Here is a 20,750-nt window from a genome sequence, read left to right as displayed (position 1 = left end):
GTAAAGCGTGCCGACATGAGAGACGGCAGTGCGCAGCTTGGTACGCTTACGTACCTCATGCACAAGTCAGAGGGCGACGGCGACACCGGGCAGGACAGGCCGAGCAGCAGCATCCGGTCGATGAACAGCGTGCTCAGCACCCTGCGCGTCTTCGAAGAGGTCGCCCTCCGGCAGCCGATCGGCGTCTCGGACCTGGCCCGCGCGACGGACATCCCGAAGAGTTCCGTCCAGCGGTGCCTGGTGACGCTCAGGCAAGCCGGCTGGCTGCGGATCGTGGACCCCGAGCGTGCGCGGTGGGGTGTGACGATGAAGGCGCTGACGCTCGGTCTGCGCAGCGCCGGAGAACAGGACCTCCGCGAGGTGGCGGCGCCCGCCATCAAGCACCTCTCGGCGAAAACCGACGAGACCGTCCTCCTCGGCGTCCGCGACGGCGAGGAGTACGTCATCGTCGCCCGGGAGGAGACCACGCAGATCGTGCGCGTGCACCAGGAGGTCGGCGCGCGCGTCCCGCTGCGCGCCACCTCGGCGGGTTTGGCGATCATGGCGCGACTGTCCGGTACCGAGGTAGACGACCTGCTGCGGCACGAGATCAAGGAGTTCGCGCAGCACCCCGTACCGGACTCCGGCACACTCCGGAAGGAGATCGCGGAGACCGCGAAGCGCGGTTACGCGCTGCACGGCTCGTCGTCGTGGTACCGCCCGCACGTGGCCTCCATCGGCGCGGCCATCACGAACGCGGCGGGATACCCGATCGCGGGACTCACGCTCTCCGTGCCGGACATGCGTTTCGACCGCTCCAAGGAGAAGACCTGGGCGCCGCTGGTGATGGCGGCGGCGGACGAGATCAGCCGGCTGCTCTCCTCCAGCTGACCCGTCCGCTCCCAGCGGTCATTCCGGCCGGCGACCCGGCCGTGCCCCCGGGCTCCCCGACATAGAGCGGCGCCTTCCCAGGTCGACGAGCATGATCCGATTCACGTCCGGCCGCCCCGTGCAACATCCGGCTCCGCGGTATTTCCGTCGTGGACGGCTATTGTGCCACCACATGACACGGCGTACCATCCACTGGCATGCCGCCGTCCATGTCACCGCTGACCAGGGCAGTGGCCGGTAGCGAGTGCCGGAATGCCGGCGAACTCGTCAGTCCCCAGCTCCCACGTGGGTGCCGTCCCATCCACCCGAAGGAGAGCCATGTCCGCAGAAGAGAAAATCGCCGTGGCCGAAGGCGCACCACCGGCCAGGACGAGCAGTGAACAGAAGAGGGCGATCTTCGCCGGGTCGCTCGGGAACACGATCGAATATCTGGACTGGGGGATCTACGCTTCGCTGGCTCCGGTCTTCGCGGGTCAGTTCTTCCCCGGCGGCGATTCCATCACCGCGTTCCTGTCGACCCTGGCGATCTTCGCCGCGGGGTTCCTGATGCGCCCGATCGGCGGCGCCGTCCTGGGCGCCTATGCCGACCGGCACGGTCGCAAGAAGGCCCTGATGGTGACGGTGAGCATGATGTCGGCCGGTGGTCTGGCCATCGCGGTGTGCCCGACCTACGAGCAGATCGGGTTCTTCGCGCCGCTGGTGCTGCTGCTGGCCAGGCTCGTGCAGGCGTTCTCCGCCGGCGGCGAGTGGCCCAGTTCGGTGTCCTACATCGTCGAGAGCGCGGCACCGGGGCGACGGGCGTTCGCGGGATCGTTCCAGCAGGTGTCGACGGCGGGCGGCATTCTGCTCGCCTCCCTGTTCGCGTTCATCGTGACTTCGGTCCTGAACGACGAGCAGACGGAGAGGTTCGGCTGGCGGATCGCCTTCGCCGCCGCCGCGGCCATGGGCCTGATCGTCCTGTGGCTGCGGGTCCGCACCCGGGAGACCCAGCACTTCGACGAAGCGGAAGTGACCGGCAGGACGCACAACCCGATGAAAACGCTGTTCGCCGCCCACAAGGTGAACATGCTCCGCGTCATCGGGCTCGCGATCCCCGCGTCGATCATCTACTACCTGTGGGTCGTCAGCATGCCCGGCTATGCCAACAAGACGGCCGGCCTCGACCTGGACACGGCACTTCTCGCGAACACCCTCGCGGTCATCGTCTTCATCGTGCTGCTGCCCTTCGGCGGAATGCTGTCGGACCGCGTCGGAAGGCGTTCCACGTTCATGTTCTTCCTGGTCGGGTTCGCGCTGTTCTCGTGGCCGGCATACCGCCTGCTCGAAGACGGCGGCTTCTGGACGCTGCTGCTGGTCGAACTCATCGGGATGGTGCTGCTCGTAGGCAACTCGGCGAACGTGGCCGCCATCTACGCCGAACTGTTCCCGACCTCGGTGCGCACGACCGGGACTGGGCTTCCCTACGCGACGGGCGTCGCGCTCTTCGGTGGCACCGCGCCGTACTTCACCACCTGGCTGACCAGCATCGGGCACCGAGACCAGATCTGGATCTACGTCGTCGTCTCCGCGTTGATCGGGATGGCCACGATCATGACGATGCCCGACGGCGTCAAGAAGAAGACACTCGACTGATGGATGCGGCAGCGCGAACGCCGAGGGGGGTTCGCGCTGCCGCGACGTCCGCGCACCCGGACGACGACGGCCGCCGCGACGGATACCGTAGTATCGTATTACGGTAATTTCGTCGTCAAGGTTCGGCTGATGCCGCCGGCCGCGATGTTGTGAGGAAGTGAGTTCAGCTGTGCCCAGCACAGAGTTGACCGGCCCGGTGATGACCCCGCTGAGACTGCGGGAGGTGACGGTCCCCAACCGGGTGTGGATGTCTCCCATGGCCCAGTACTCCGCGGGAGCCGACGGGAAACCGACCGATTGGCACCTCGTTCACTACGGTGCGCGTGCGGCCGGTGGAGTGGGATTGGTCATGGTCGAGTCCGCGGCGGTCGGGCCGTCGCACCGGACCACCTCGGCGGATCTCGGGATCTGGAATGCGGAGCAGGCCGCCGCGCACCGGCGGGTGACCTCGTTCATCGCCGAGCGGGGCGCGGTTCCCGGGATCCAGCTGCTGGCGGCGGGCAGGAAGGGATCGCACCACGTCCCCTGGGTCGGGGAGGGGCAGAACGGCCCGGTGTCCCCGGCCGACGGCGGGTGGGATCTGATAGCGCCGTCGCCGATCGCGTTCGGCGACCTGACCGTGCCCCGGGAGGCCGATCGGGCCGATATCGACGAGGTCGTCGAGGCGTTCGCGCAGGCGGCCCGGATGGCCCACGCGGCGGGCTACCAGGTGGTGGAGATGCACGCCGCGCACGGCTACATCCTGCACCAGTTCCTGTCCCCGCTGGCCAACCGGCGGACGGACGAGTACGGCGGAAGCCTGCAGAACCGGATGCGTCTTCCGTTGCGGGTGGCCCGCGCCGTCCGCGAAGCCTTCCCGGCGGACAAACCCGTCTTCGTCCGCATCACCGCCACCGACTACATCGAAGGCGGCATCACCCTCGAGGAGGCGATGATGTTCGCCAAAGAACTGGCGGCCGTGGGCATCGACCTCCTGGACGTCTCGTCCGGTGTGCTGGTGCGCGATGCGGAGGCGCGGCCGCCGGCCAAGGACGGGGTGAACGTCGCGTTCGCGGCGGCGCTGAAGAAGGCATCGGGGCTCTTGGTCGCCCCGGTCGGCCAGATCGCCGACCTCTCGCTGGCCGACGGGGTGGTGGGCGACGGCCAGGCGGACGCCGTGCTGGTCGGGCGCGCGCTGCTGCGCGACCCGTACTTCGCGTTGCGCGAGCGTCCCAGCGACACGACGGCCTGGCCGGAGCAGTACCACCGCGCGTTGTGAGCCGAATCCACGGCTGGAATCACCAATGGAGGCTGGAATGACGGTGACCACGAGGACCGCCGCAGTGCGGCGCCCGAACGACACGACGATCCACTACACGGTCAGCGGTCCGGCCGATGGGCCCACGGTGGCCTTCGTCCACGGCTGGGGCTGCAACCGTACCGATTTCGACGCGATCACCACCTTCCTGCCCGGCCACTACCGCGTTCTCGCGATCGATCTCGCCGAACACGGCGAGTCCCGGTCCGCACGGGACGTCTGGACGATGGAGGAGTTCGCCCGCGACGTGGCAGCCGTGCTGGAGGCCGAGTCGGTGGGCACCTGCGTCGTGGTCGGGCACTCCCTCGGCGGGGCGGTGGCCGTGGAGACCGGGCGGATGCTCCCCGACGTTGTTTCACAGGTGGTCGCCCTCGACGCCCTGCACTACCTGTCCCTGTTCCCCGCACAGGACGAACACCAGGCCGGCGCGATGCTGCAGGCGTTCCACGAGGACTTCCCCTCGGCCGTGCGGGGACTGGTCGAGGCCGGTTCGCCGGAGGGCACCGATCCCGCGGTGAAGGACGCCTACTTCACCAAGATGTCCGCCGTGCGGCAGCCGGCCGGCCTGCGGTGCTTCGAAGGGCTGGTGCAGTGGGACATGGACGCCGCACTGCTCGAGGCCAAGCAGCCGATCACGGTGTTCGGGGTGCGCTCGATCATCACGCAGGAAGCCGTCGACCGCTACCGCGACCGCATCCGGATCGTGCCCGTCGACCTGGGAAGCCACCACTTCCACGTCGAGTCGCCCGAGGGCACGGCCAAGCTGATCGCCGACGTGGTGTCCGGCTAGGGACGACCGGCCGGCACGACCGGCTGGGACGACGAGAAAGCCTCCGGTCTTCCAGGGACCGGAGGCTTTCTCCGTTCATCACCCGGCTCGGCCGGTGCGGGGTTCCCGCCGCTCCTGCTGCTCGCGCTGCTCGCGCTGCTCGCGCTGCTCGTGCTGGCGGGCGGCGAGTTCGCGCAGCGCGGTCGCCGCGGCATTGCGGACGTGGTGCTCGCAGGCGGCACGGGCGGCGTCGGCGTCACCGCGCACGGCCGCGGCGTCATGGATCGCGGTCAGTTCCTTGACGGTCTCCGGCCCACGTCCCTCGGCCTGCAGGGACAGCCCGCGCAACATCTGCACGCGGGCGTGGATGCCGCGCAGCGTCGAGTCGATGACCGGGTTCACCGACCCGGCGATGAGGATGTCGTAGAACTCGTCCTTCATCGCCAGCCGGTCGGCCAGGTCGGCCTCGCGGTGGGTGCGGGCGAACCGCTGGACCACCCTGCCCATCCGCTCGCGCTGCTCGGCGGTGGCCCGCTCGGCGAACAGCGCCCCGGCCAGGCCCTCCAGCGCACCTCTCACCTCGAACAGCGCCCTGGCGTCGAAGGCCGTCAGCTCGGTGACGACCGGGCCGCGGTTGGGCAGCATGGTCACGAGTCCTTCCGACTCGAGCTGCCGCAGGACCTCGCGGATGACCGTCCGGGAGACCTCGTACCGGTCGCACAGCCGCGCCTCGACGAGCCGCTCCCCCGGTTCGAACTCGGCCGCCAGAATGTCCTGACGGAACACCTCGAGCACCTGAGCCCGCAGCGGCGCGGCCACCCGCCGCACCCGTTGCGCTGCCATATATGGTCGTCTCCCCTCAGCGGTCAAGGACCATATCATGGTAATACACGGCTCAGCCGGCGAGGTCGACCCCGGTCAGCTTCGCCAGGTAACGGGCGATCTCGGACTGATCCGGGTTGTCCTCCCCCAGGCCGGCGAGTGCGGTCCGGCAGAACCGGACGCAGGCTTGCGACACCTCCGGCGACAGTCCCAGCGAGGTCGCCAGGTCCAGCGCGGTCGTGATGTCCTTGACGGTCAGCGGGAGCGAGAAGCCGACCTGGAACCGTCCGTCCAGCACCTCCGGGCCGATCTTGACCTCGGTCGACTGGTTGCGGCCGGTGGACCTGTTGATGACGTCGAGCATCGTGCGGGGATCCAGGCCGAACGCGGCTCCCGCGGTGAGCACCTCCAGCGCCCCGACCAGGCCGATGGCCGACAGCAGGTTGTTGAGCGCCTTCAGCGCGTGCGCGGACCCGACCGGGCCGACGTGCGTGACCGAGGCGCCCATCGCGCGCAGCAGGGGAAGGGCCCGCGCGTAGTCCTCGGCCGGCCCGCCGGCCATGATCGTCAACTCGGCCGTCGCGGCCTTGCGCGGGCCTCCGGAGACCGGAGCGTCGACCATCGCCACGCCGCGTCCCCGGAGCCGCTCGGCCAGCCCCTGTGTGGCCTGCGGCGCCGATGAGCCCATGTCGACGACCAGCGTGCCCGGACGCAGGCGGCCGGCGAGGCTCGCCGAGTCCGCCGGATCGCCGAGCACGCGCCCGACCACCGTGCTGTCGGGCAGCATGAGGATCACGACGTCGGCGCCGGCTCCGCCGGCGAGACTCCCGAGCGCCGTCACACCGTCGTTGCGGGCGGCCGCGGCGAGCGCCTCGGGGTCGGCGTCGTAGGCCGCCACGGGCACGGACCGCGCGAGGTTGCGGATCATCGGCCGCCCCATCGTGCCCAAGCCGATGAAGACGACGCCGTCCGCCGTGGCCGGGAGGTCAGGCATCGGCGCCCGCACCTCCTTGGTGCACGTCCACGGTCGGCTCCAGGCCGTCGGCGCCGACGACCTCGCGCCACGCCTCGAAGCCGTTCTGGAAGGCCACGATGCCCGCCTCCGGCAGGCTGATCTCGATCGCCTCGAGGATCTCCCGCGGAGTGACCCCCAGGTCGAGCGCGACCTTGATGTGGCTCTGGATGTGCCCCTTCGAAGCGCGCATCACCGTGAGGCTGACGATGAAGATGAGCTCCTTCGTCCTCCGGTCCAGCGTCCGCTGGTCGAGGTAGGCCGCGCCGACGAGGCCGTTGGCGGCTTGCAGCACATCGAAATCCTGCTTGGCCATCACCTTGTGGTAGTCGAGGACGTAGCCGCGCTTGCGCGCCATGTCGTCGATGTAGAGCTGCGGATCCTGAACGCTGGTCACTGGTCTCCTTCAGATTGGCAACACGGCTACCGTAATACAGTAATACAGTGCTGCCAAGCCTTCGCTTTCGGAAGATCGCGCCCGACGGGCGGTCAGGAACCGGCGCCGCCGGCGAACTCCGCGCGAAGCGAGTCGTTGTGCTCGCCCAGCGCCGGCACGGCGCGCATCAAGGGCTCACGGCCCCGGACCGCGACCGGGGGTAGCAACGCCCTCACCGAGCCGCTCGCGGTGTCGACGGTCCGCCACCGGTCCCGCGCCCGGAGCTGGGGATGGTCGAAGAACTCGGCCGGGGTGCGCACTCGTGCGCAGGCGATGCCGACCTCATCGAGGCGGTCGGCGATCTCGTCCGCGGTCATGGAGGAGAAGGCGCGCTCGATCAGCCGGGTGATCAGATCGTTGTTCTCGACCCGTTCGGTGTTGCGCGCGAAGTGAGGGTCGTCCACCTCGTCGGGACGCCCCAGGATCTCCCGGCACAGGACGGCCCACTCCCTGTCACTTTGCACCCCGAGGAAGACGGTGCCGCCATCGCCGGCACGATAGGGGCCGTAGGGGGCGATGGAGGGATGCCGGGCTCCCGTCCGCCGGGTGGGGTTGTCCCCGTACACCGTGTAGTAGGTGGGCTGAACCATCCACTCACCCAGCGCGTCGAGCATCGCGACGTCGAGCGTGCTGCCTTCGCCGGTCGTAGCGCGTTCGTAGAGCGCCGCGAGGATCCCCGAGTAGGCGTACATGCCGGTGGCGATGTCCGCGATGGACACGCCGACCTTGGCGTACTCGTCGCCGGTCCCCGTCACCGACACGATGCCGGTCTCGCACTGGACCAGCAGGTCGTATGCCTTCTTCCGGCTGAGCGGCCCCGACGATCCATAGCCCGAGATCGAGCAGTGGACGAGCTCGGGGCGGCGGGCGCGCAGCGTCGCGGCGTCCAGTCCCAGCCGCTCGGCGGCGCCCGGGACGAGGTTCTGCAGGACGACGTCCGCCTGGTCGATCATCGCGTCCAGGACCGCGCGGTCGGCCGGGTCCTTGATGTCGAGTTCAATGCTCTGCTTGCCTCGGTTCAACCAGACGAAGTAACTGGATTCACCATGGACCGAGCGGTCGTACTCGCGGGCGAAGTCACCCACGCCGGGGCGCTCGACCTTGATGACGCGGGCACCGAGGTCCGCGAGCTGGCGGCTCGCGAAGGGCGCGGCGACGGCCTGTTCCAGCGCGACGACCAGGATCCCATCGAGTGTTTGCACAGCAGACCTTTCACGGCGAGGGCCGGTGAGTTGCTTCCGCCTCCATCGCCAGGCGGCCATCGGGCGACGCGGCCCACACGCTGTGGCCGTCACCGTCCCGCCGGCCGTTGACGGTGAACGGTTCGGGCAGAAAGAGCGGCGAGCGTGCGCGGTACCGGAACGAGGTGAACCGACGTTCTCGGCGCACCAGCGAGTCCATCAGCAGCGTCGCCAGAAGAGGACCGTGGATCACGAGGTTCGGGTAGCCCTCGGCCGACCGGGCGTAGTCGGCGTCGTAGTGGATCCGGTGACCGTTGAAGGTGAGCGCCGAATAGCGGAACAACGCGGTGCTGTCGAGTTCCCAGTGGTCGGTGAAGTCCGCGTCTCGCGGCGCGGAGGGACCCTCGACCCGGATCGGTGTGCTCGGCGCCTCCCGGTAGACGATGGTCTGTGACTCGGAGACGGCGGGCCGGCCGTCCACCTGTACGTCATGTTCGACGGTCACGAAGTACAGCGGCCCCGTGCGCCCCTCCTTGGCGGTGACGGCACGGATCGTGCTGGTCCGTGCCGCCTCGGCGCCGAGACGCAATGGCGCCCGGATCGTCAGCGTGCCGGCCGCCCACATCCGCCGGGGTAGCGGCACGGGGGGCATGGTGACGCCCAATGCCGGATGCCCGTCGTCACCGAGGCCGGAGGCCCGAACGAGTTCGTGAAAGTAGAGCCAGTGCCAACCCGGAGGAAGCTCGTCATCGGCCTCGAACGTGGGGTCGCGGTCGAGGGTCACCGCCATCCGATTCGCCTGAGCGGGATCAAGAAGGGCCGTACTCGTGCCGGTCCTGCCCACCCATTCGTCCCAGTCGTTCACTAGTGCACCATCCTCTTGTTCGGTAGCCGTAAGGCTGCTGTACCACCGCGCCACGGCGCGCCGAGCACCGGCACCGGCCGGGCTGTCCCAGCCGCGTCCGCGGAGATCGGAGAACGGCGCCGTCAGGTGTCGAGGCCGCCGCGGGCGACCAGCTGCCGGACGATCACGTTGCGCTGGATCTCGTTGGTGCCCTCGCCGACGATCATCAGCGGGGCGTCGCGGAAGTAGCGTTCAACGTCGAACTCGGTGGAGTAGCCGTAGCCGCCGTGGATGCGCACGGCGTTCAGCGCGATCTGCATGGCGGTCTCGGACGCGAACAGCTTGGCCATGCCCGCCTCCATGTCCACCCGGCGGCCCGCGTCCGCCTCGCGGGCGGCGTACAGGGCGAGCTGGCGCGCCGCGGTCAGGGACGTCGCCATGTCGGCCAGGTAGTTGCCGATCGACTGGTGCCGCCAGATCGGCTTGCCGAAGGACTCGCGCTCCTGGGCGTAGGCCAGGGAGTCCTCCAGCGCCGCCCGCCCGACACCGAGGGCACGGGCGGCGACCTGCAGCCTGCCGGTCTCCAGGCCCTTCATCATCTGGGCGAAGCCGGCCCCCTCGGTTCCTCCGAGGACGGCGTCGGCGGGCACCCGGTGGTCGTCGAAGACGAGTTCGCAGCTCTCGACGCCCTTGTAGCCGAGCTTCGGCAGGTCGCGGGACACGGTCAGGCCGGGGCCCGGTTCCACCAGCAGGATCGAGATGCCCCGGTGCGCGGGGCTCGCGTCGGGGTCGGTCTTGCACAGCAGGGCGATCAGGCCCGAGCGGCGGGCGTTGCTGATCCAGGTCTTGGAGCCGTTGACCAGGTAGCCGTCGGCGGTGCGGCGGGCGATGGTGCGCATGGCCTGCAGGTCCGAGCCGCCGCCGGGCTCGGTCAGTGCCATGGTCGCCCGGAGCTCGCCGGTGGCCATCCGCGGCAGGTAGCGGTCCTTCTGCTCCGGGGTGCCGAAACGCAGCAGCAGCTTGGCCACCACGGTGTGACCGCCCATCGCCCCGGCCAGGCTCATCCAGCCGCGCGCCAGCTCCTCGGTGACGAGCACGTAGCACGAAGTGGAAACGGCGGTGCCGCCGTACTCCTCGGGGATGGCGAGCCCGAAGACGCCGAGCTGCTTCATCCGCTCGATGAGGTCTTCCGGGTAGGCGTCCGCGTGTTCCAGTTCCCGGACGACCGGCTTCACTTCCTTGTCGACGAAGTCGCGGACCGTTTCGACGATGAACCGCTCGTCCTCGACCAGAGTGTCGAGAGTGCTCATGAGGTGGCGCTCCTTGCATGGACGGCTTCGCGCCGTACTGCCATCATGGCAACTCATATCACCGGATGTGAAATAGCATTATTTGATGAGGGAATGCCTCCGGCGAATGGGCGGGAACCGTGGACCTCAAGCAGCTCAGAGCACTGATCACTGTCGCGGAGGTGGGCAGCGTCACCCGGGCGGCCGAGGTGCTGCGCCTGGTCCAGCCCGCCGTCACGCGGCAGATCCGCACGCTGGAACGGGAACTCGGCGCGCCGCTGTTCGAACGGACCCGGCAGGGCATGCGCCCCACGCAGGCGGGGACGGTCGTGATCGAGCACGCCCGTCGCGCCCTGCGCGAACTGGAGCAGGCCCGCGCGGAGGTCCGCCCCTCCCCCGGCATGGTGACCGGGATCGTGACCGTCGGCCTGCTGGAGAGCACGGCCGACCTGCTCTCCGGGCCGCTGGTGGCGGCCCTCGCCCGCGACCAGCCCGGCATCAGCCTGCGCCTGTTCACCGCCTACTCCGGTCACCTGCAGCAGTGGCTCGACAAAGGAGACCTGGACCTGACGCTCCTCTACGACCTGGACAGCACCCCGTCGCTCAGCGCCCAACCCCTCGTCCGCGAGCAACTATGGGCCGTGGCCCCGCCCTCCGCATGCCTGCGCGCCGACAGTCCGGTCCCGTTCGTGCAGGTCGTGCAGTACCCGCTCATCATGCCCGCGGCCGGACACGCACTCCGCGCCCTGATCGACGCCGCCGCGGCGCGGGCGACGGTCGACGAGGCCGAACTGAACATCGCGGTCTCCACCAACTCCATGCAGATGCAGAAGCGACTCGTCCTCGCCGGTCACGGCTGGACGATCCTGCCGGGGGTGGGGATCGCCGCCGAAGTCGCGGACGGCACGCTCAGCGCCGCTCCACTGTGCGAACCCGAAGTCTGGCGCCAACTCGTCCTGTGCACCCCGCGGGCGGGACGGACATCGCCCGCCGTCGAGGTCGTCGCCCGGGAACTGACCCAGCAGGTCCACTCCGCCGCCGGCCAGGACAGATGGCCCTCCGCCCAACCGCCGGCCCGGCCTCGTCCGTCAAAGTAGCGGAGACGCATCGATGGCGATGTAGTCGGCCGTCGCCTGCTGGATCACACCGGAACTCTGACCTTGTTGGACGTCTTCACGCCCGCTAGGAGAGGCACCCCCGGTGGAAGGCGGTGTGGAGTTGGCGGCGGTTGGCTATGGCCAGTTTTCGGTAGACGCGGGCCAGGTGGGTTTCGACGGTCTTGGTGGTGATGAAGAGGTCCTGGGCGATCTGGCGGTTGGTGTGGCCGTGCAGGGCGAGCAGGGCGACCCGGCGCTCGGCGGCGGTGAGGGCGTCGATGCCGGTGACGGCCGCCCGGCGGGGGCGCAGGCCGATGGCGTGCAGTTCGGCGCGGGCGCGTTCGGCGAGGGGGCGGGCGTGCAGGCGGTCGGCGAGCGCCAGGCCCTCCTTCAACGGGCGGGTGCAGGCGTCCCGGTCGCCGGTGCGGCGCAGCGCGGCGCCCAGGTCGACGAGGGCCCGCGCCTGTTCCAGGGCGGCCGGGATCCGCTGGAGGGTGGCGGCCGCCTCGGCCAGCAGCGCGACGTCGGGGACGGGACGCGCGACGAGGCCGGAGACGCGCAGCGCGATGCCGATGTCCCGCGTCACGCCGACCTCGCGGGCACGTTGCAGGGCCCGCGCGGCGAGCCGGGCGGCCTGCCCGTGGTCGCCGAGCAGGTCGGCGGCCAGGGCCGCGGTGGTGCGCCACGGCAGCAGTCCGGGATGGTCGATGCCGTAGACCTGCCCGAGATGGCGTCCGGCGGCACGGGCCTCCTCGAGCGCCACATCGGGTCTGCCCTCGGCCAAGGCGAGCTGGGCGCGCACGTGCCGCACCAGCCCGGCCTCCATGGAGTCCGCCGAATGCAGGTCGGCCATGCGCAGGGCCTCCGCGGCGGCGGCGCGGTCGCCGTGTTCCAACAGCACCCGGGCGAGCAGCCAGCCGTTCCAGCCGCCCCCCGTCGTCCAGCCGGCCGCGTACGGGACCTGCGCGGCCTCCATGTCGGCGAGGGCCTCGGGTAAGGAGCCCTGGCCGAGGCGGGACAGCGCGCGGTGGTAGCTGGCGTAGCCGTAGGCGAGGATGTCGCCGCGGCGTCGCGCTGCGGCCATCGCGGCGGAGGCGGCGTCCTCGGCGGCGGTCAGCTCGCCGGCGATGACCAGGCCGTGCAGGGTCAACCCCAGCAGCGCGCCCTGCCCGGCCGGGTTGAGCGGCGATCCGGCGGCCGGTGCGGTCAGCGCGCGCTCGGCCGCGCTCCGCACGAGCGCCGGCGGGTCCCCGGCCAGCGCGCGCCAGAGGACGATGTGCGCCAGCAGGGCGGGGCCCGCGTGGCCGGCGCCTTCCAGCAGCGGGCGGAGCCGTTCCTCGACGGTCCGCCGCAGCCCGGGGTGGAAGATCGCGATCGCCAGGCACTCGGCCAGGTCGTCCTGCCGCCGGGGGTCGTGCGGTTCGAACAGGCCCAGCGCCTCCTCGCAGGCGGCGGCCGCCCCCGCCTGGTCGCCGCGGCCGTGCCGGACCGAAGCCAGCAGGGTCAGCGCCCTGACCCGGCCGCCGGCGTCGCCGGCGGCGAGCAGCCCGAGCGCCTCGGTCAGGGTGGCCTCTGCGGCGAGGTCGCCGGCGAGCGTCTGAGCCCGGGCGAGTTCCAGCAGCACCTCGGCGCGCAGCTCCGCCGGCGGCGGCTCGGCCGCGGCGCGCGCGAGCAGGCGCGCGGCGGCGCCGGGGTCGCCGAGGCGCAGCGCCCGGTCCGCCGCCTCGCGCAGCCCGGCGGCGACGCCGGGGTCGCCTTCGGGCTCGGTGGCCAGCAGGTGCCCGGCCGCCTTCGCCGCCCCCTCGCCGTCCGCGGTCAGCAGGTCGACGGCCCGCAGGTGGGCCCTGGACCGGGCGAAGGCCGGCTGGTCGGCGTACACGGCGGCGCCGACCAGGGGATGGACGAACGACAGCGGGCTGCCCGGCCGGAACAGCTGCGCCCCGGCGAGCGCGTCGGCGGCGCGCTCGGCGGGCTCCACCTCCAGCCCGGCGTGCGCGGCGGCCCGGCGCAGCGGCGTGCCGTCGCCGAGGACGGCGACCGACGCGGCCAGCCGGGCGGCGTCCCCGGGCAGCCGTGCCAGGCGCGCCAGCACCGAGTGCAGCACCGCGTCCGGGACCAGGTCGGGGACGGCGCCGGCCACCGGGGCGGCCCCGGCGCCGTACAGGGAGCGCAGCAGCTCGCTGACCAGGAAGGGGTTGCCGCCGCTGGCGTGCGCGACCGCGTCGGCGAACGCGCGGTCCGCGGCGGGGAACGCGGCGGCGACCAGCCGTCCGACGGCCTCCTCGGTCAGCGGGGCCGGGGTCAGGAGGCGGCCGCGCGGCCGCGCCGCAAGCCGGCGCAGCGTGGTCGTCCCCGTCCATGCCTCGTCGTCCCGCACGGCGATCACCAGGGCGAGCGGCAACTGGTCCAGGCGGTCGGCGAGCATGGCGAGGAAACTCTGCGTCGCCGTGTCGGCCCACTGCGCGTCGTCCATCAGCAGCAGGGTCGGCCGCAGCGCCGCGCCGGGCATGTCCCAGCCGGTCAGGTGCGCGACCAGCCAGCACAACCCCAGCAGAATCGCGCCCGCGGCCGGGTACGCCACCGCACCGTGCGAGGGCTCGCGGTGCGCGGGGGTGAAGAGCCCGGCGGCGGGCGCGGCGGGGCCGCCGAGCAGGCGCCGGCGCTCGTCCGCCCCGGCGGCGGCCACCGGACGTGCGAGCAGGTCGACCGCCGCGCCCAGCGTCACCCGGCGCTCCAGCTCCCGTCCGCACCCGGCCAGCACCCGCAGTCCCGCCTCGCCGGCGTGCTCGGCGGCGGCGGCGAGCAGCCTGCTCTTGCCCGTTCCGGCGGCGCCGCAGACCACGGTGGCCGAGCCCTCGCCGCGGCCGGCCGCCTCGACCGCCTCGCGCAGCCGTGCGACCTCCCGCTCCCGCTCCAGCAGGTCCCCGGCCGCCTCCGGCCGAGGATCGCCGGCGCGCCGCACGGCCGATCCAGTGCCCATGGGCTCCCCCTGGCCTCCGGCGCGGTGCGCGCCGTCCCGTCCCCGAACGCCATCACCGTATGTCGCCGGAGTACCTTCGCCCAGCGCCTGACGCGGCCGGAAAACGTCAGGGTGCCGACCCTGACGCGCACCCTGCGGAGACCGGCGGAGACTTCCGGGTGACGGCCCCCCGACTCGGATGAGGATTGTTCCGTTGAGCGCACTCATGGTCCCGGTGCATCTGGACGCCCTTTGCCTCGCCGATGACCAGGACGTCACCGGCCCCTCGACGGACTTCACCCGGCTGCCCTACGTCGACCCGGACACCGGCCGCGACGTGAGCGCGGACCTCCCCTACCTCGGGGAGAGCCTGCTGTCCGCGCCGTTCCAGCACCAGAACCTCCGGCTGAAGGCCGGGATCCACCTGCACTGGGCGCTGCCCGACGCCCTGACCCGGCTCCTCCAGGTCGACGGGACGGTCGAGGCGCCGGTCGTCCCCGACCGGTGGCTGGTCACGCGCAGCCGCGACGGAGCGGTCGACGGGCAGTGGGTGGTCGAGAGCGATGTGTTCTCCGAGGACGGCGAGGCGGGAGTCGCCTACCCCGTCCTCGACGCGCCGGGCCGCCCCTACCGGCGTCTCGGCCGCAGGACGCCGCTGCCGGCGTGGACGCCCGCCCGGGACCCGGCGGACCGGCTCGCGGCGCTCAGCGTGGTCGGCCACGGAGACCCGGCCTTCGCGGCGTTCTACCCCAACTGCCACAGCGTCTTCGGATTCCACGACCCCGACTTCGCCGGCCCGCCCCCGGCCGGCCTGCGCTACGACGTCATGGGCTGGTACCAGGACGCCGACCGGGACGAACTCGCGCACGTGCTGCGCGCCCCCGCCCCGGACACCGCCTGGCAGAAGACCGTCGCGGACCGGCTGGGATGGGCGGCGGGCCCCGGTACCGACGCGCCACGGCGGATGCTGTGCTTCGGGCAGCTGACCTTCGCGCCCGCCGAGAGCACGGTCAACCCGCTGCTGACGGACGCCGAGCCGGGTGTCTGCGTCGGGCACACCGCGACCGAGGCGCTGGCGGCGCATCTCGGCGCCGTGCTCCCCGACGTCACGCCGGAGGGGCTGGAGGACCTGCTGGAGGCGCTGACGTTCGCGGGCGACCTGGAGAGCTCGCCGGTGGACCTGTCGATCGGGCTCGCCGAAGCCCGGCACACCGCCACCTTCGCGCCCCTTCCGGGAGGCACGCTCTGGACGGTCCAGCGGCAGGACGAGACAGCGGCGGGCGCCCGGATCGCGGGACGCCCCGCCCCCACCGCACGCGAGCGGCAGGACCGTGCGCGGATCGTCCTGCCCCCGGCCCTGGACGCCCTGCTGGGCAGGCTCAACGAGGCCCAGGAGCAGTACGACCGGGCGCGGCAGACCCTGACGGGGCTGCGCGGGCGGCTGTTCGCCGACTGGCACAAGTACCTGGTGTGCGCCAACCCGCCCGACATCGGTGAGGGCGGCTATCCCGATCCCAGCCGGGTCGCGTTCTTCCTTGAGCGCGCCATGGCCGACATCGACGATCTCGAAGCCCGCACCGGCACCTACCCGCCGCAGGGGCCGGGCGACAGCCTGGCGCACCGCCTGGACGCCGCGCACAAGGCCGTGGACGCGGCTCTCGCCGAGGTCAACGCGCCCGGGGTGCGGGCCGAGCATGTCCTGCGGGAGGCGCCCGCGCCGGACCACTACCGGCCCAACGACCCCGTGGTGCTGCTCACCGGTTCGGCCGCGACGCCGTCCGACCGCTACGGTCAGGACGGCGCGTACCGCCCGGACGGGCTGCTGCCGTGCGCGCTGCTCGACGACGGCGCCGGCGAGCCGGACACGCCGGACCGGGTCGCGGCGCTGCGGGAGCGGGTCGCGGGCTCGGCCGCCGCGCTGCCCGTCCCGAACCCGGCGGTCCGGCGGTGGGAGCACGCGCCGTGGCACCCGGTACTGCTCCAGTGGGAGGCCGAGTTCTTCCCGGTGAAGGCGGGCGGCAACCTCGACGCCGCGCACCGGGAGTACGCGGCGGACTACGTCACCCGCAACTACGCGCTGCCCGACGACGGCGTCGAACTGCGGGCCCGCGCAGGCGAGGCCGTCCCGGACAAGGGCGCCAACGTCTACACCGGCACGACCGTCCTGTCACCGGCCGCGCGGCCCGTCCTGTCCGCCCGGATCCTGTACTACCTGGCCGGCAACGTGCTCGACGGCTACAACGCGGCGCGGCGCAAGGCCGGGCTGCCGACGGTCGAGCCCGCGGAGTTCCGCGATGCGCCCGGCGATGTCCTCGACTGGTACGAGGCCAACGGAACCGACGCCCGGCTGAGGACGCTGACGGCCGTCCACCGCCACCTGTCCGCAAACGCCGACAACAACCTCTCGCAGAGCCTGGGCGGCTTCAACGACGCCCTGCTGATGCTGAAGCTCGCCCGCCAGCTGCCCGTGGCCGACCCGGTCGGGTTCCCCATGGAGCAGGACCTCGCCGGGCGGGTGGCGGCCCGGGTCGGTGGCGAGAACCGGTACGCCCCCCAGCCGAACCACGATTTCAACCCGATCCGCGCCGGGGAGGCCAAGATCGAGCGGCTGCGGGTCGTGGACAACTTCGGCATCGGCCACGACGTCGACGTGTCACGGATCCGCACCACGACGCGGCTGCGGGCCGCCGAGCACCCCGACCGGATCGCCATGCCGCCCCGGCTCGTCCAGGCAGCCCGGCTCCGGCTGCGCCTGCTCGACGCCGGCCACGACACCAGGCCGCTCACCGGACTGCCGGAATGCTCACCGGTCTGCGGCTGGCTCGTCCCGGACAATCTCGACGACAGCCTGCGAGTGTACGCCGCGGACGGCACCTGGCTGGGCTCCCTGTCCGCCCTCGCGGACCCCGCGTCCTGGGAACCGGCCCCCTACGGAGGAGGCGCCGCCGACATCGGCGCGCTGGGCAACGCCCACCTGCGCAAGGTCGTCGCCTGGGTCCGCGACGCCCAGGGGGCCGGCGACCTCCTCGGCGTCCTCGACGACGCCCTGGCGGCGGTCGAACCGGCGGACGCCGCCCGGCACCGCGACCGGGCGGTGCTGGCGGGCCGCCCCGTCGCCGTCGTCCGCGCCGAGGTGAGCCTGGACCTGAGGGAGCCGCCCGCCGTCCACCAGGACTGGAACATCTTCCGCACGGACCTGGGCCGCGGCGTGCGGGAGACCAACGGCTACCCTCTGGTCCGGTTCCCGGTCCGGGTCGGCGAGGCCGGCCGCCTCGGGGACGGGACGCTCTGCTACTGGCTGGAGCGACCGGACGGCACCCTCGAAGACCGCTACCACGCGCCCCTCGACCGCGAGGAGACCCCGCTGCTGGTGGCCGCCGACCTGGCGCCCCGGTACCTCACGCTGCTGGCCGACCCCCGCGCCGCGGTGCACGCCACCACCGGAATCCTGCCCACCGCCTCGGTGCGGATCGCCGCCGAGCACCAGGCCGCGGCCCAGGACCTGGAGGCGGGGTTCCTGGCCGCGCCCGTGCTGACCGACGCCGACCGGATCGCCGTCCCGCTGCCCGCCGTCCAGGGCTCCTTCTGGTCCTGGCGGGAACGCGACGGGACGGCGTGGCTGGAGATCTCCAGCCCGCCCACCGTGCGCCGCACCGACCTCGCCGAACTGGACGACGCGACCTGGCGGGCGCTGACGCGGGCGGGCTGGCTGACCGAGGCGGCCGATGCGACGGCGCTGGTCACCCCGGCGGACCGGCGTCCCGCGCTGCCATCGGCGCTGGAGCCGCTGCGGGCCCGGATCGAGGCGCTGCTCGACCGTCCCGGCATCGAGGTGCCGCACCCCGACGCCCGGTTCCCGGCCGGCCTCACCGTGCGCGAAGGAGAGCTGGTCCTGCGCGCCCTTCCCCCCACCGAGCAAGGAAACCCGTGATGCCACAGATCACCCTCACGCTGTCGCTGCAGGAGACGAACCTGATCCTGGAGGCCCTCGGCGACCTGCCGTACGCGCGGGTGTACGAGCTGGTCAACGCGATCCACCGGCAGACCCTCACCCAGGTCGAACCGGCCGCCGAGCCCGTCGTCGCACCGGTGGCCGCAGGAGGTGCGGCATGAGCGGCGACCTGCTGCTGCACTGGCCCCTCGACCACCTCACACCCGGCGGCCTGGCCCTGGACTCCTCCGGGAACCGCCGCAACGGAACGGTCGAAGGCGCCCCGATCGTCAAGCCGGACGAGCGGTTCGGCAGCTGCCTCGTCCTCGACGGCGTGCACGACGCCGTGTCCCTCGGGAACGTCCCCGACCTGCGGTCGACCGCCTACACCGCGGAAGCGTGGATCAGGGCCGAGACGCCGTCGGCGGACGCGCGGATGGTCATCGTCGGCACCGTGGACGGCTTCTCGGTGTCGGTGGACGCGCAGGGCGCCCTGCACCACACGCTCCCCGGAGGCGCCTCCTACGCCAGTCGGCCGGGCGCCCTGGAACCCGGCGCGTGGCACCATGTCGCGGTCACCGGCGACGGAAGCTCCGCGGTGACCTACCTCGACGGCACCGAGATCGCCAGGGCCCCCGTGCCCGCCGGAGCCGCGGCGGCCGGGGCGGCGCCGGTGGCCGGGCGCGATCCGGCCACGGGCGGAGACCACCTGGCGGGCTCCATCGCGCACGTGCGGGTCTACGACGGCTCCCTCGGCCCGGTGGAGATCCAGCGGGACCGCGACCGCGACGAGTCGGCGTCGGCGGCGTTCACGCGGGCCCACCCGCTCGACTTCGATCTGTTCAACGCCGACGGCCAGCATGTGCTCTACATCGACGACGCCCCCGCGGGCCAGACGATGACGCTGCGGATCGTCAACACCTCGCGGGACGACCTGGAGTTGCGGTCCGCCGGGCCGGAGGCGTCCGAAACCGACCACCACCTGGCGCTGCGCTTCCGCGCCGGCATCCTGGCCGGCCCGCCGGTCCTGCGGACGCCGGGATGGTCGATGAAGGCGGACGCGACCACGCTGCGCCTGCTGCGCACCGACCCGATGGTGATCGAGGCGGGCGGATCGACCGACCTGGAGCTCGCCGGGGTCAGGGCGGACGGCGCGGGCGGTACCCGCGGCACCCGGGTGGAGGGGGCCTACCGGCGGATGGGGTACGTGGGCCGGCCGGAAGAGGTGACCGGCTCCCGGCTGCACTTCCTTGAGGTGGTCAACCAGCAGGGACGTCCCGACATCCCGCTGCACGTGGGCTTCGCCGGCGGTGACCGGGTGCTCAGCGACGGCGTGAGCCCGAGTTCGCTGTGCGTCCGTCTCGCCAACGTGTCCCCGGACACCGCCATCAGGCTCAGCGGTACGGCCAGCGCGGGGGACGCCGCCTCCCGGTTCGTGCTGTCCTTCGACGTGCAGCACCCGGACGAGGAACGCGAGTGGGCGCTGACCGATGCGGGGGAGGCCGACGGCGTCATCCTGGAAACGGCGGCGGGCCCGCCCGTGGAATGGGACATCGCGCGCGAGGACCTGGGCCGGACGGTGCAGTGGACCATCACGCCGCGGGAGGACACCGAGCTGTCGCCCGCGTCGCCGCTGGACCTGAGGCTGTCCAACATCCACGCCCTCCCCCTGGCCGGGCACGCGCCGATCACCGTGGCCCATCGCGACATCCCCGGCCACCAGGACGGTTTCGACACCGTCATGGCCGAGCGCACCCCGCTGCTGTACACCGCCGACGACGTCATGATCGGCACGACGACGCCGTCCGCGCGGCTCACGGTCAGCGCCGAGAAGGACCATCTGCGGCTGTACCGCGAACCCTCCACCGCGGCCACCGGGGCGGTCCTGTTCCTGGACCTCGTCCAGGACGAGACGCCCGTGCAGGTCCACCCGGGCATCGGGTTCGAGCAGACGGGCCTGTTCCAGCACCGGATCGAGGGCCGTCCCGACGGGCTCTACCTGCGGTCCGGCCCCCCGGAATCGGAGTCCGCAGCCGACCTGCACGTCAAGTTCGTGCGGGGGGACGGCGCCGCGCTCGCCTCGCTGCGGGTCACCGACAACGCGGGGATCGGGACCGACGTCGTCCCCGCCCGCCTGACCGTCGGCGCGGCGTCCGACCACCTCCAGCTCCGCCGCGACACCGCGCCGCCCGCCGGCAACAAGGTGCTCTTCCTGGAGCTGTTCCAGAACGACGCGGCCGACGTGGTGTACCCGAGCATCCGCTTCCACCACTCGAACAGGTTCTGGCACCGCCTGGAGGCCCGCCCGGAAGGGCTCTACCTGAAGACCGGCCAACTCGACTCCGACGACCTGGCCGACCTCTACACCCGGGCCCTGAACGCCACGTCGCTGACGATCGGCGGCGTGGTCATCGGCCGCGGGGAACTGGAGGTCCTGCGGCGGCTGGCGGCCGGCCAGCTGGAGATCGACCTCCTCAACGTCGCCCACAACGCCTACGCCTACGCCTCCGACATCGCCTACGACGCCCAGCGGGCCTACATGTTCGCCTCGGGCACCGCGGGCGACTACCGCCGCTGGCGCGTCACCTCCCCGCGATAAGGAGCCGGAACA

The 20,750-nt window shown here is 72.2% G+C and carries 15 protein-coding genes; 8 read left to right on the top strand and 7 right to left on the bottom strand.

Annotated elements, in window-relative coordinates; genetic code table 11:
• Positions 1–57: 57 nt before the first annotated feature.
• The 4 genes from E1284_RS04155 (at position 58) to E1284_RS04140 (ending at position 4,589) form a co-directional block, all read left to right on the top strand.
• Positions 58–870 carry an IclR family transcriptional regulator gene (locus tag E1284_RS04155; RefSeq protein ID WP_131937205.1) on the top strand — a complete coding sequence of 271 codons (813 nt, stop codon included), beginning with the start codon at positions 58–60 and terminating at the stop codon, positions 868–870.
• 318 nt (positions 871–1,188) lie between these two features.
• On the top strand, positions 1,189–2,502 hold the full coding sequence (locus tag E1284_RS04150; protein ID WP_131937203.1) for an MFS transporter: 1,314 nt from the start codon (positions 1,189–1,191) through the stop codon (positions 2,500–2,502).
• Between the two features lie 199 nt (positions 2,503–2,701).
• Positions 2,702–3,760: an NADH:flavin oxidoreductase/NADH oxidase gene (locus tag E1284_RS04145; RefSeq protein WP_131937201.1), complete on the top strand. Its 1,059-nt coding sequence runs from the start codon at positions 2,702–2,704 to the stop codon at positions 3,758–3,760.
• A gap of 37 nt (positions 3,761–3,797) precedes the next feature.
• Positions 3,798–4,589 (top strand): alpha/beta fold hydrolase, encoded by a 792-nt coding sequence (locus E1284_RS04140; RefSeq protein ID WP_131937199.1) that lies wholly within the window; start codon positions 3,798–3,800, stop codon positions 4,587–4,589.
• Between the two features lie 78 nt (positions 4,590–4,667).
• On the opposite strand, the gene E1284_RS04135 is transcribed toward E1284_RS04140, so the two are convergent.
• From E1284_RS04135 to E1284_RS04110, 6 genes are all read right to left on the bottom strand, one after another.
• On the bottom strand, positions 4,668–5,411 hold the full coding sequence (locus E1284_RS04135) for a GntR family transcriptional regulator (protein ID WP_207923554.1): 744 nt from the start codon (positions 5,409–5,411) through the stop codon (positions 4,668–4,670).
• 52 nt (positions 5,412–5,463) lie between these two features.
• On the bottom strand, positions 5,464–6,384 hold the full coding sequence (locus tag E1284_RS04130) for an NAD(P)-dependent oxidoreductase (RefSeq protein WP_131937197.1): 921 nt from the start codon (positions 6,382–6,384) through the stop codon (positions 5,464–5,466).
• Positions 6,377–6,799 carry a carboxymuconolactone decarboxylase family protein gene (locus tag E1284_RS04125; RefSeq protein ID WP_207923553.1) on the bottom strand — a complete coding sequence of 141 codons (423 nt, stop codon included), beginning with the start codon at positions 6,797–6,799 and terminating at the stop codon, positions 6,377–6,379. The genes E1284_RS04130 and E1284_RS04125 overlap by 8 nt, the downstream gene beginning before the upstream one ends.
• 92 nt (positions 6,800–6,891) lie before the next feature.
• Complete coding sequence (locus E1284_RS04120) at positions 6,892–8,040, bottom strand: CaiB/BaiF CoA transferase family protein (protein WP_243714240.1); 1,149 nt, start codon at positions 8,038–8,040, stop codon at positions 6,892–6,894.
• Positions 8,041–8,050: 10 nt separating this feature from the next.
• Positions 8,051–8,884 (bottom strand): HTD2 family dehydratase, encoded by an 834-nt coding sequence (locus E1284_RS04115; protein WP_207923552.1) that lies wholly within the window; start codon positions 8,882–8,884, stop codon positions 8,051–8,053.
• A gap of 122 nt (positions 8,885–9,006) precedes the next feature.
• On the bottom strand, positions 9,007–10,173 hold the full coding sequence (locus E1284_RS04110) for an acyl-CoA dehydrogenase family protein (protein ID WP_131937193.1): 1,167 nt from the start codon (positions 10,171–10,173) through the stop codon (positions 9,007–9,009).
• A 119-nt stretch (positions 10,174–10,292) separates the two neighbouring features.
• On the opposite strand from E1284_RS04110, the gene E1284_RS04105 reads away from it, so the two are divergent.
• Positions 10,293–11,249 carry a LysR family transcriptional regulator gene (locus tag E1284_RS04105; RefSeq protein WP_131937191.1) on the top strand — a complete coding sequence of 319 codons (957 nt, stop codon included), beginning with the start codon at positions 10,293–10,295 and terminating at the stop codon, positions 11,247–11,249.
• 85 nt (positions 11,250–11,334) lie between these two features.
• On the opposite strand, the gene E1284_RS04100 is transcribed toward E1284_RS04105, so the two are convergent.
• Positions 11,335–14,229 (bottom strand): ATP-binding protein, encoded by a 2,895-nt coding sequence (locus tag E1284_RS04100; protein WP_165965114.1) that lies wholly within the window; start codon positions 14,227–14,229, stop codon positions 11,335–11,337.
• 193 nt (positions 14,230–14,422) lie between these two features.
• On the opposite strand from E1284_RS04100, the gene E1284_RS41185 reads away from it, so the two are divergent.
• The 3 genes from E1284_RS41185 to E1284_RS04095 are packed head-to-tail and all read left to right on the top strand — an operon-like array spanning position 14,423 to position 20,738.
• Positions 14,423–18,139 (top strand): hypothetical protein, encoded by a 3,717-nt coding sequence (locus E1284_RS41185; RefSeq protein WP_165965113.1) that lies wholly within the window; start codon positions 14,423–14,425, stop codon positions 18,137–18,139.
• The gene (locus E1284_RS41180; protein WP_165965112.1) at positions 18,139–18,321 is read left to right on the top strand and encodes a hypothetical protein; all 183 of its coding nucleotides are present in this window, start codon (positions 18,139–18,141) and stop codon (positions 18,319–18,321) included. The genes E1284_RS41185 and E1284_RS41180 overlap by 1 nt, the downstream gene beginning before the upstream one ends.
• Complete coding sequence (locus E1284_RS04095) at positions 18,318–20,738, top strand: LamG domain-containing protein (protein WP_165965111.1); 2,421 nt, start codon at positions 18,318–18,320, stop codon at positions 20,736–20,738. Before E1284_RS41180 ends, E1284_RS04095 begins: the two co-directional genes overlap by 4 nt.
• The last annotated feature ends 12 nt before the right edge of the window (positions 20,739–20,750 follow it).

This window comes from Actinomadura bangladeshensis (assembly GCF_004348335.1).
GTDB lineage: Bacteria > Actinomycetota > Actinomycetes > Streptosporangiales > Streptosporangiaceae > Spirillospora > Spirillospora bangladeshensis.
This window is presented reverse-complemented; position numbering and strand designations above follow the sequence as displayed.

Bases quoted from the DNA above. Each gene is read 5' to 3' on its own strand.
- E1284_RS04155 (WP_131937205.1), top strand. From the start codon at position 58: ATGCACAAGTCAGAGGGCGACGGCGACACCGGGCAGGACAGGCCGAGC.
- E1284_RS04150 (WP_131937203.1), top strand. From the start codon at position 1,189: ATGTCCGCAGAAGAGAAAATCGCCGTGGCCGAAGGCGCACCACCGGCC.
- E1284_RS04145 (WP_131937201.1), top strand. From the start codon at position 2,702: ATGACCCCGCTGAGACTGCGGGAGGTGACGGTCCCCAACCGGGTGTGG.
- E1284_RS04140 (WP_131937199.1), top strand. From the start codon at position 3,798: ATGACGGTGACCACGAGGACCGCCGCAGTGCGGCGCCCGAACGACACG.
- E1284_RS04135 (WP_207923554.1), bottom strand. From the start codon at position 5,411: ATGGCAGCGCAACGGGTGCGGCGGGTGGCCGCGCCGCTGCGGGCTCAG.
- E1284_RS04130 (WP_131937197.1), bottom strand. From the start codon at position 6,384: ATGCCTGACCTCCCGGCCACGGCGGACGGCGTCGTCTTCATCGGCTTG.
- E1284_RS04110 (WP_131937193.1), bottom strand. From the start codon at position 10,173: ATGAGCACTCTCGACACTCTGGTCGAGGACGAGCGGTTCATCGTCGAA.
- E1284_RS04100 (WP_165965114.1), bottom strand. From the start codon at position 14,229: ATGGGCACTGGATCGGCCGTGCGGCGCGCCGGCGATCCTCGGCCGGAG.
- E1284_RS41180 (WP_165965112.1), top strand. From the start codon at position 18,139: ATGCCACAGATCACCCTCACGCTGTCGCTGCAGGAGACGAACCTGATC.
- E1284_RS04095 (WP_165965111.1), top strand. From the start codon at position 18,318: ATGAGCGGCGACCTGCTGCTGCACTGGCCCCTCGACCACCTCACACCC.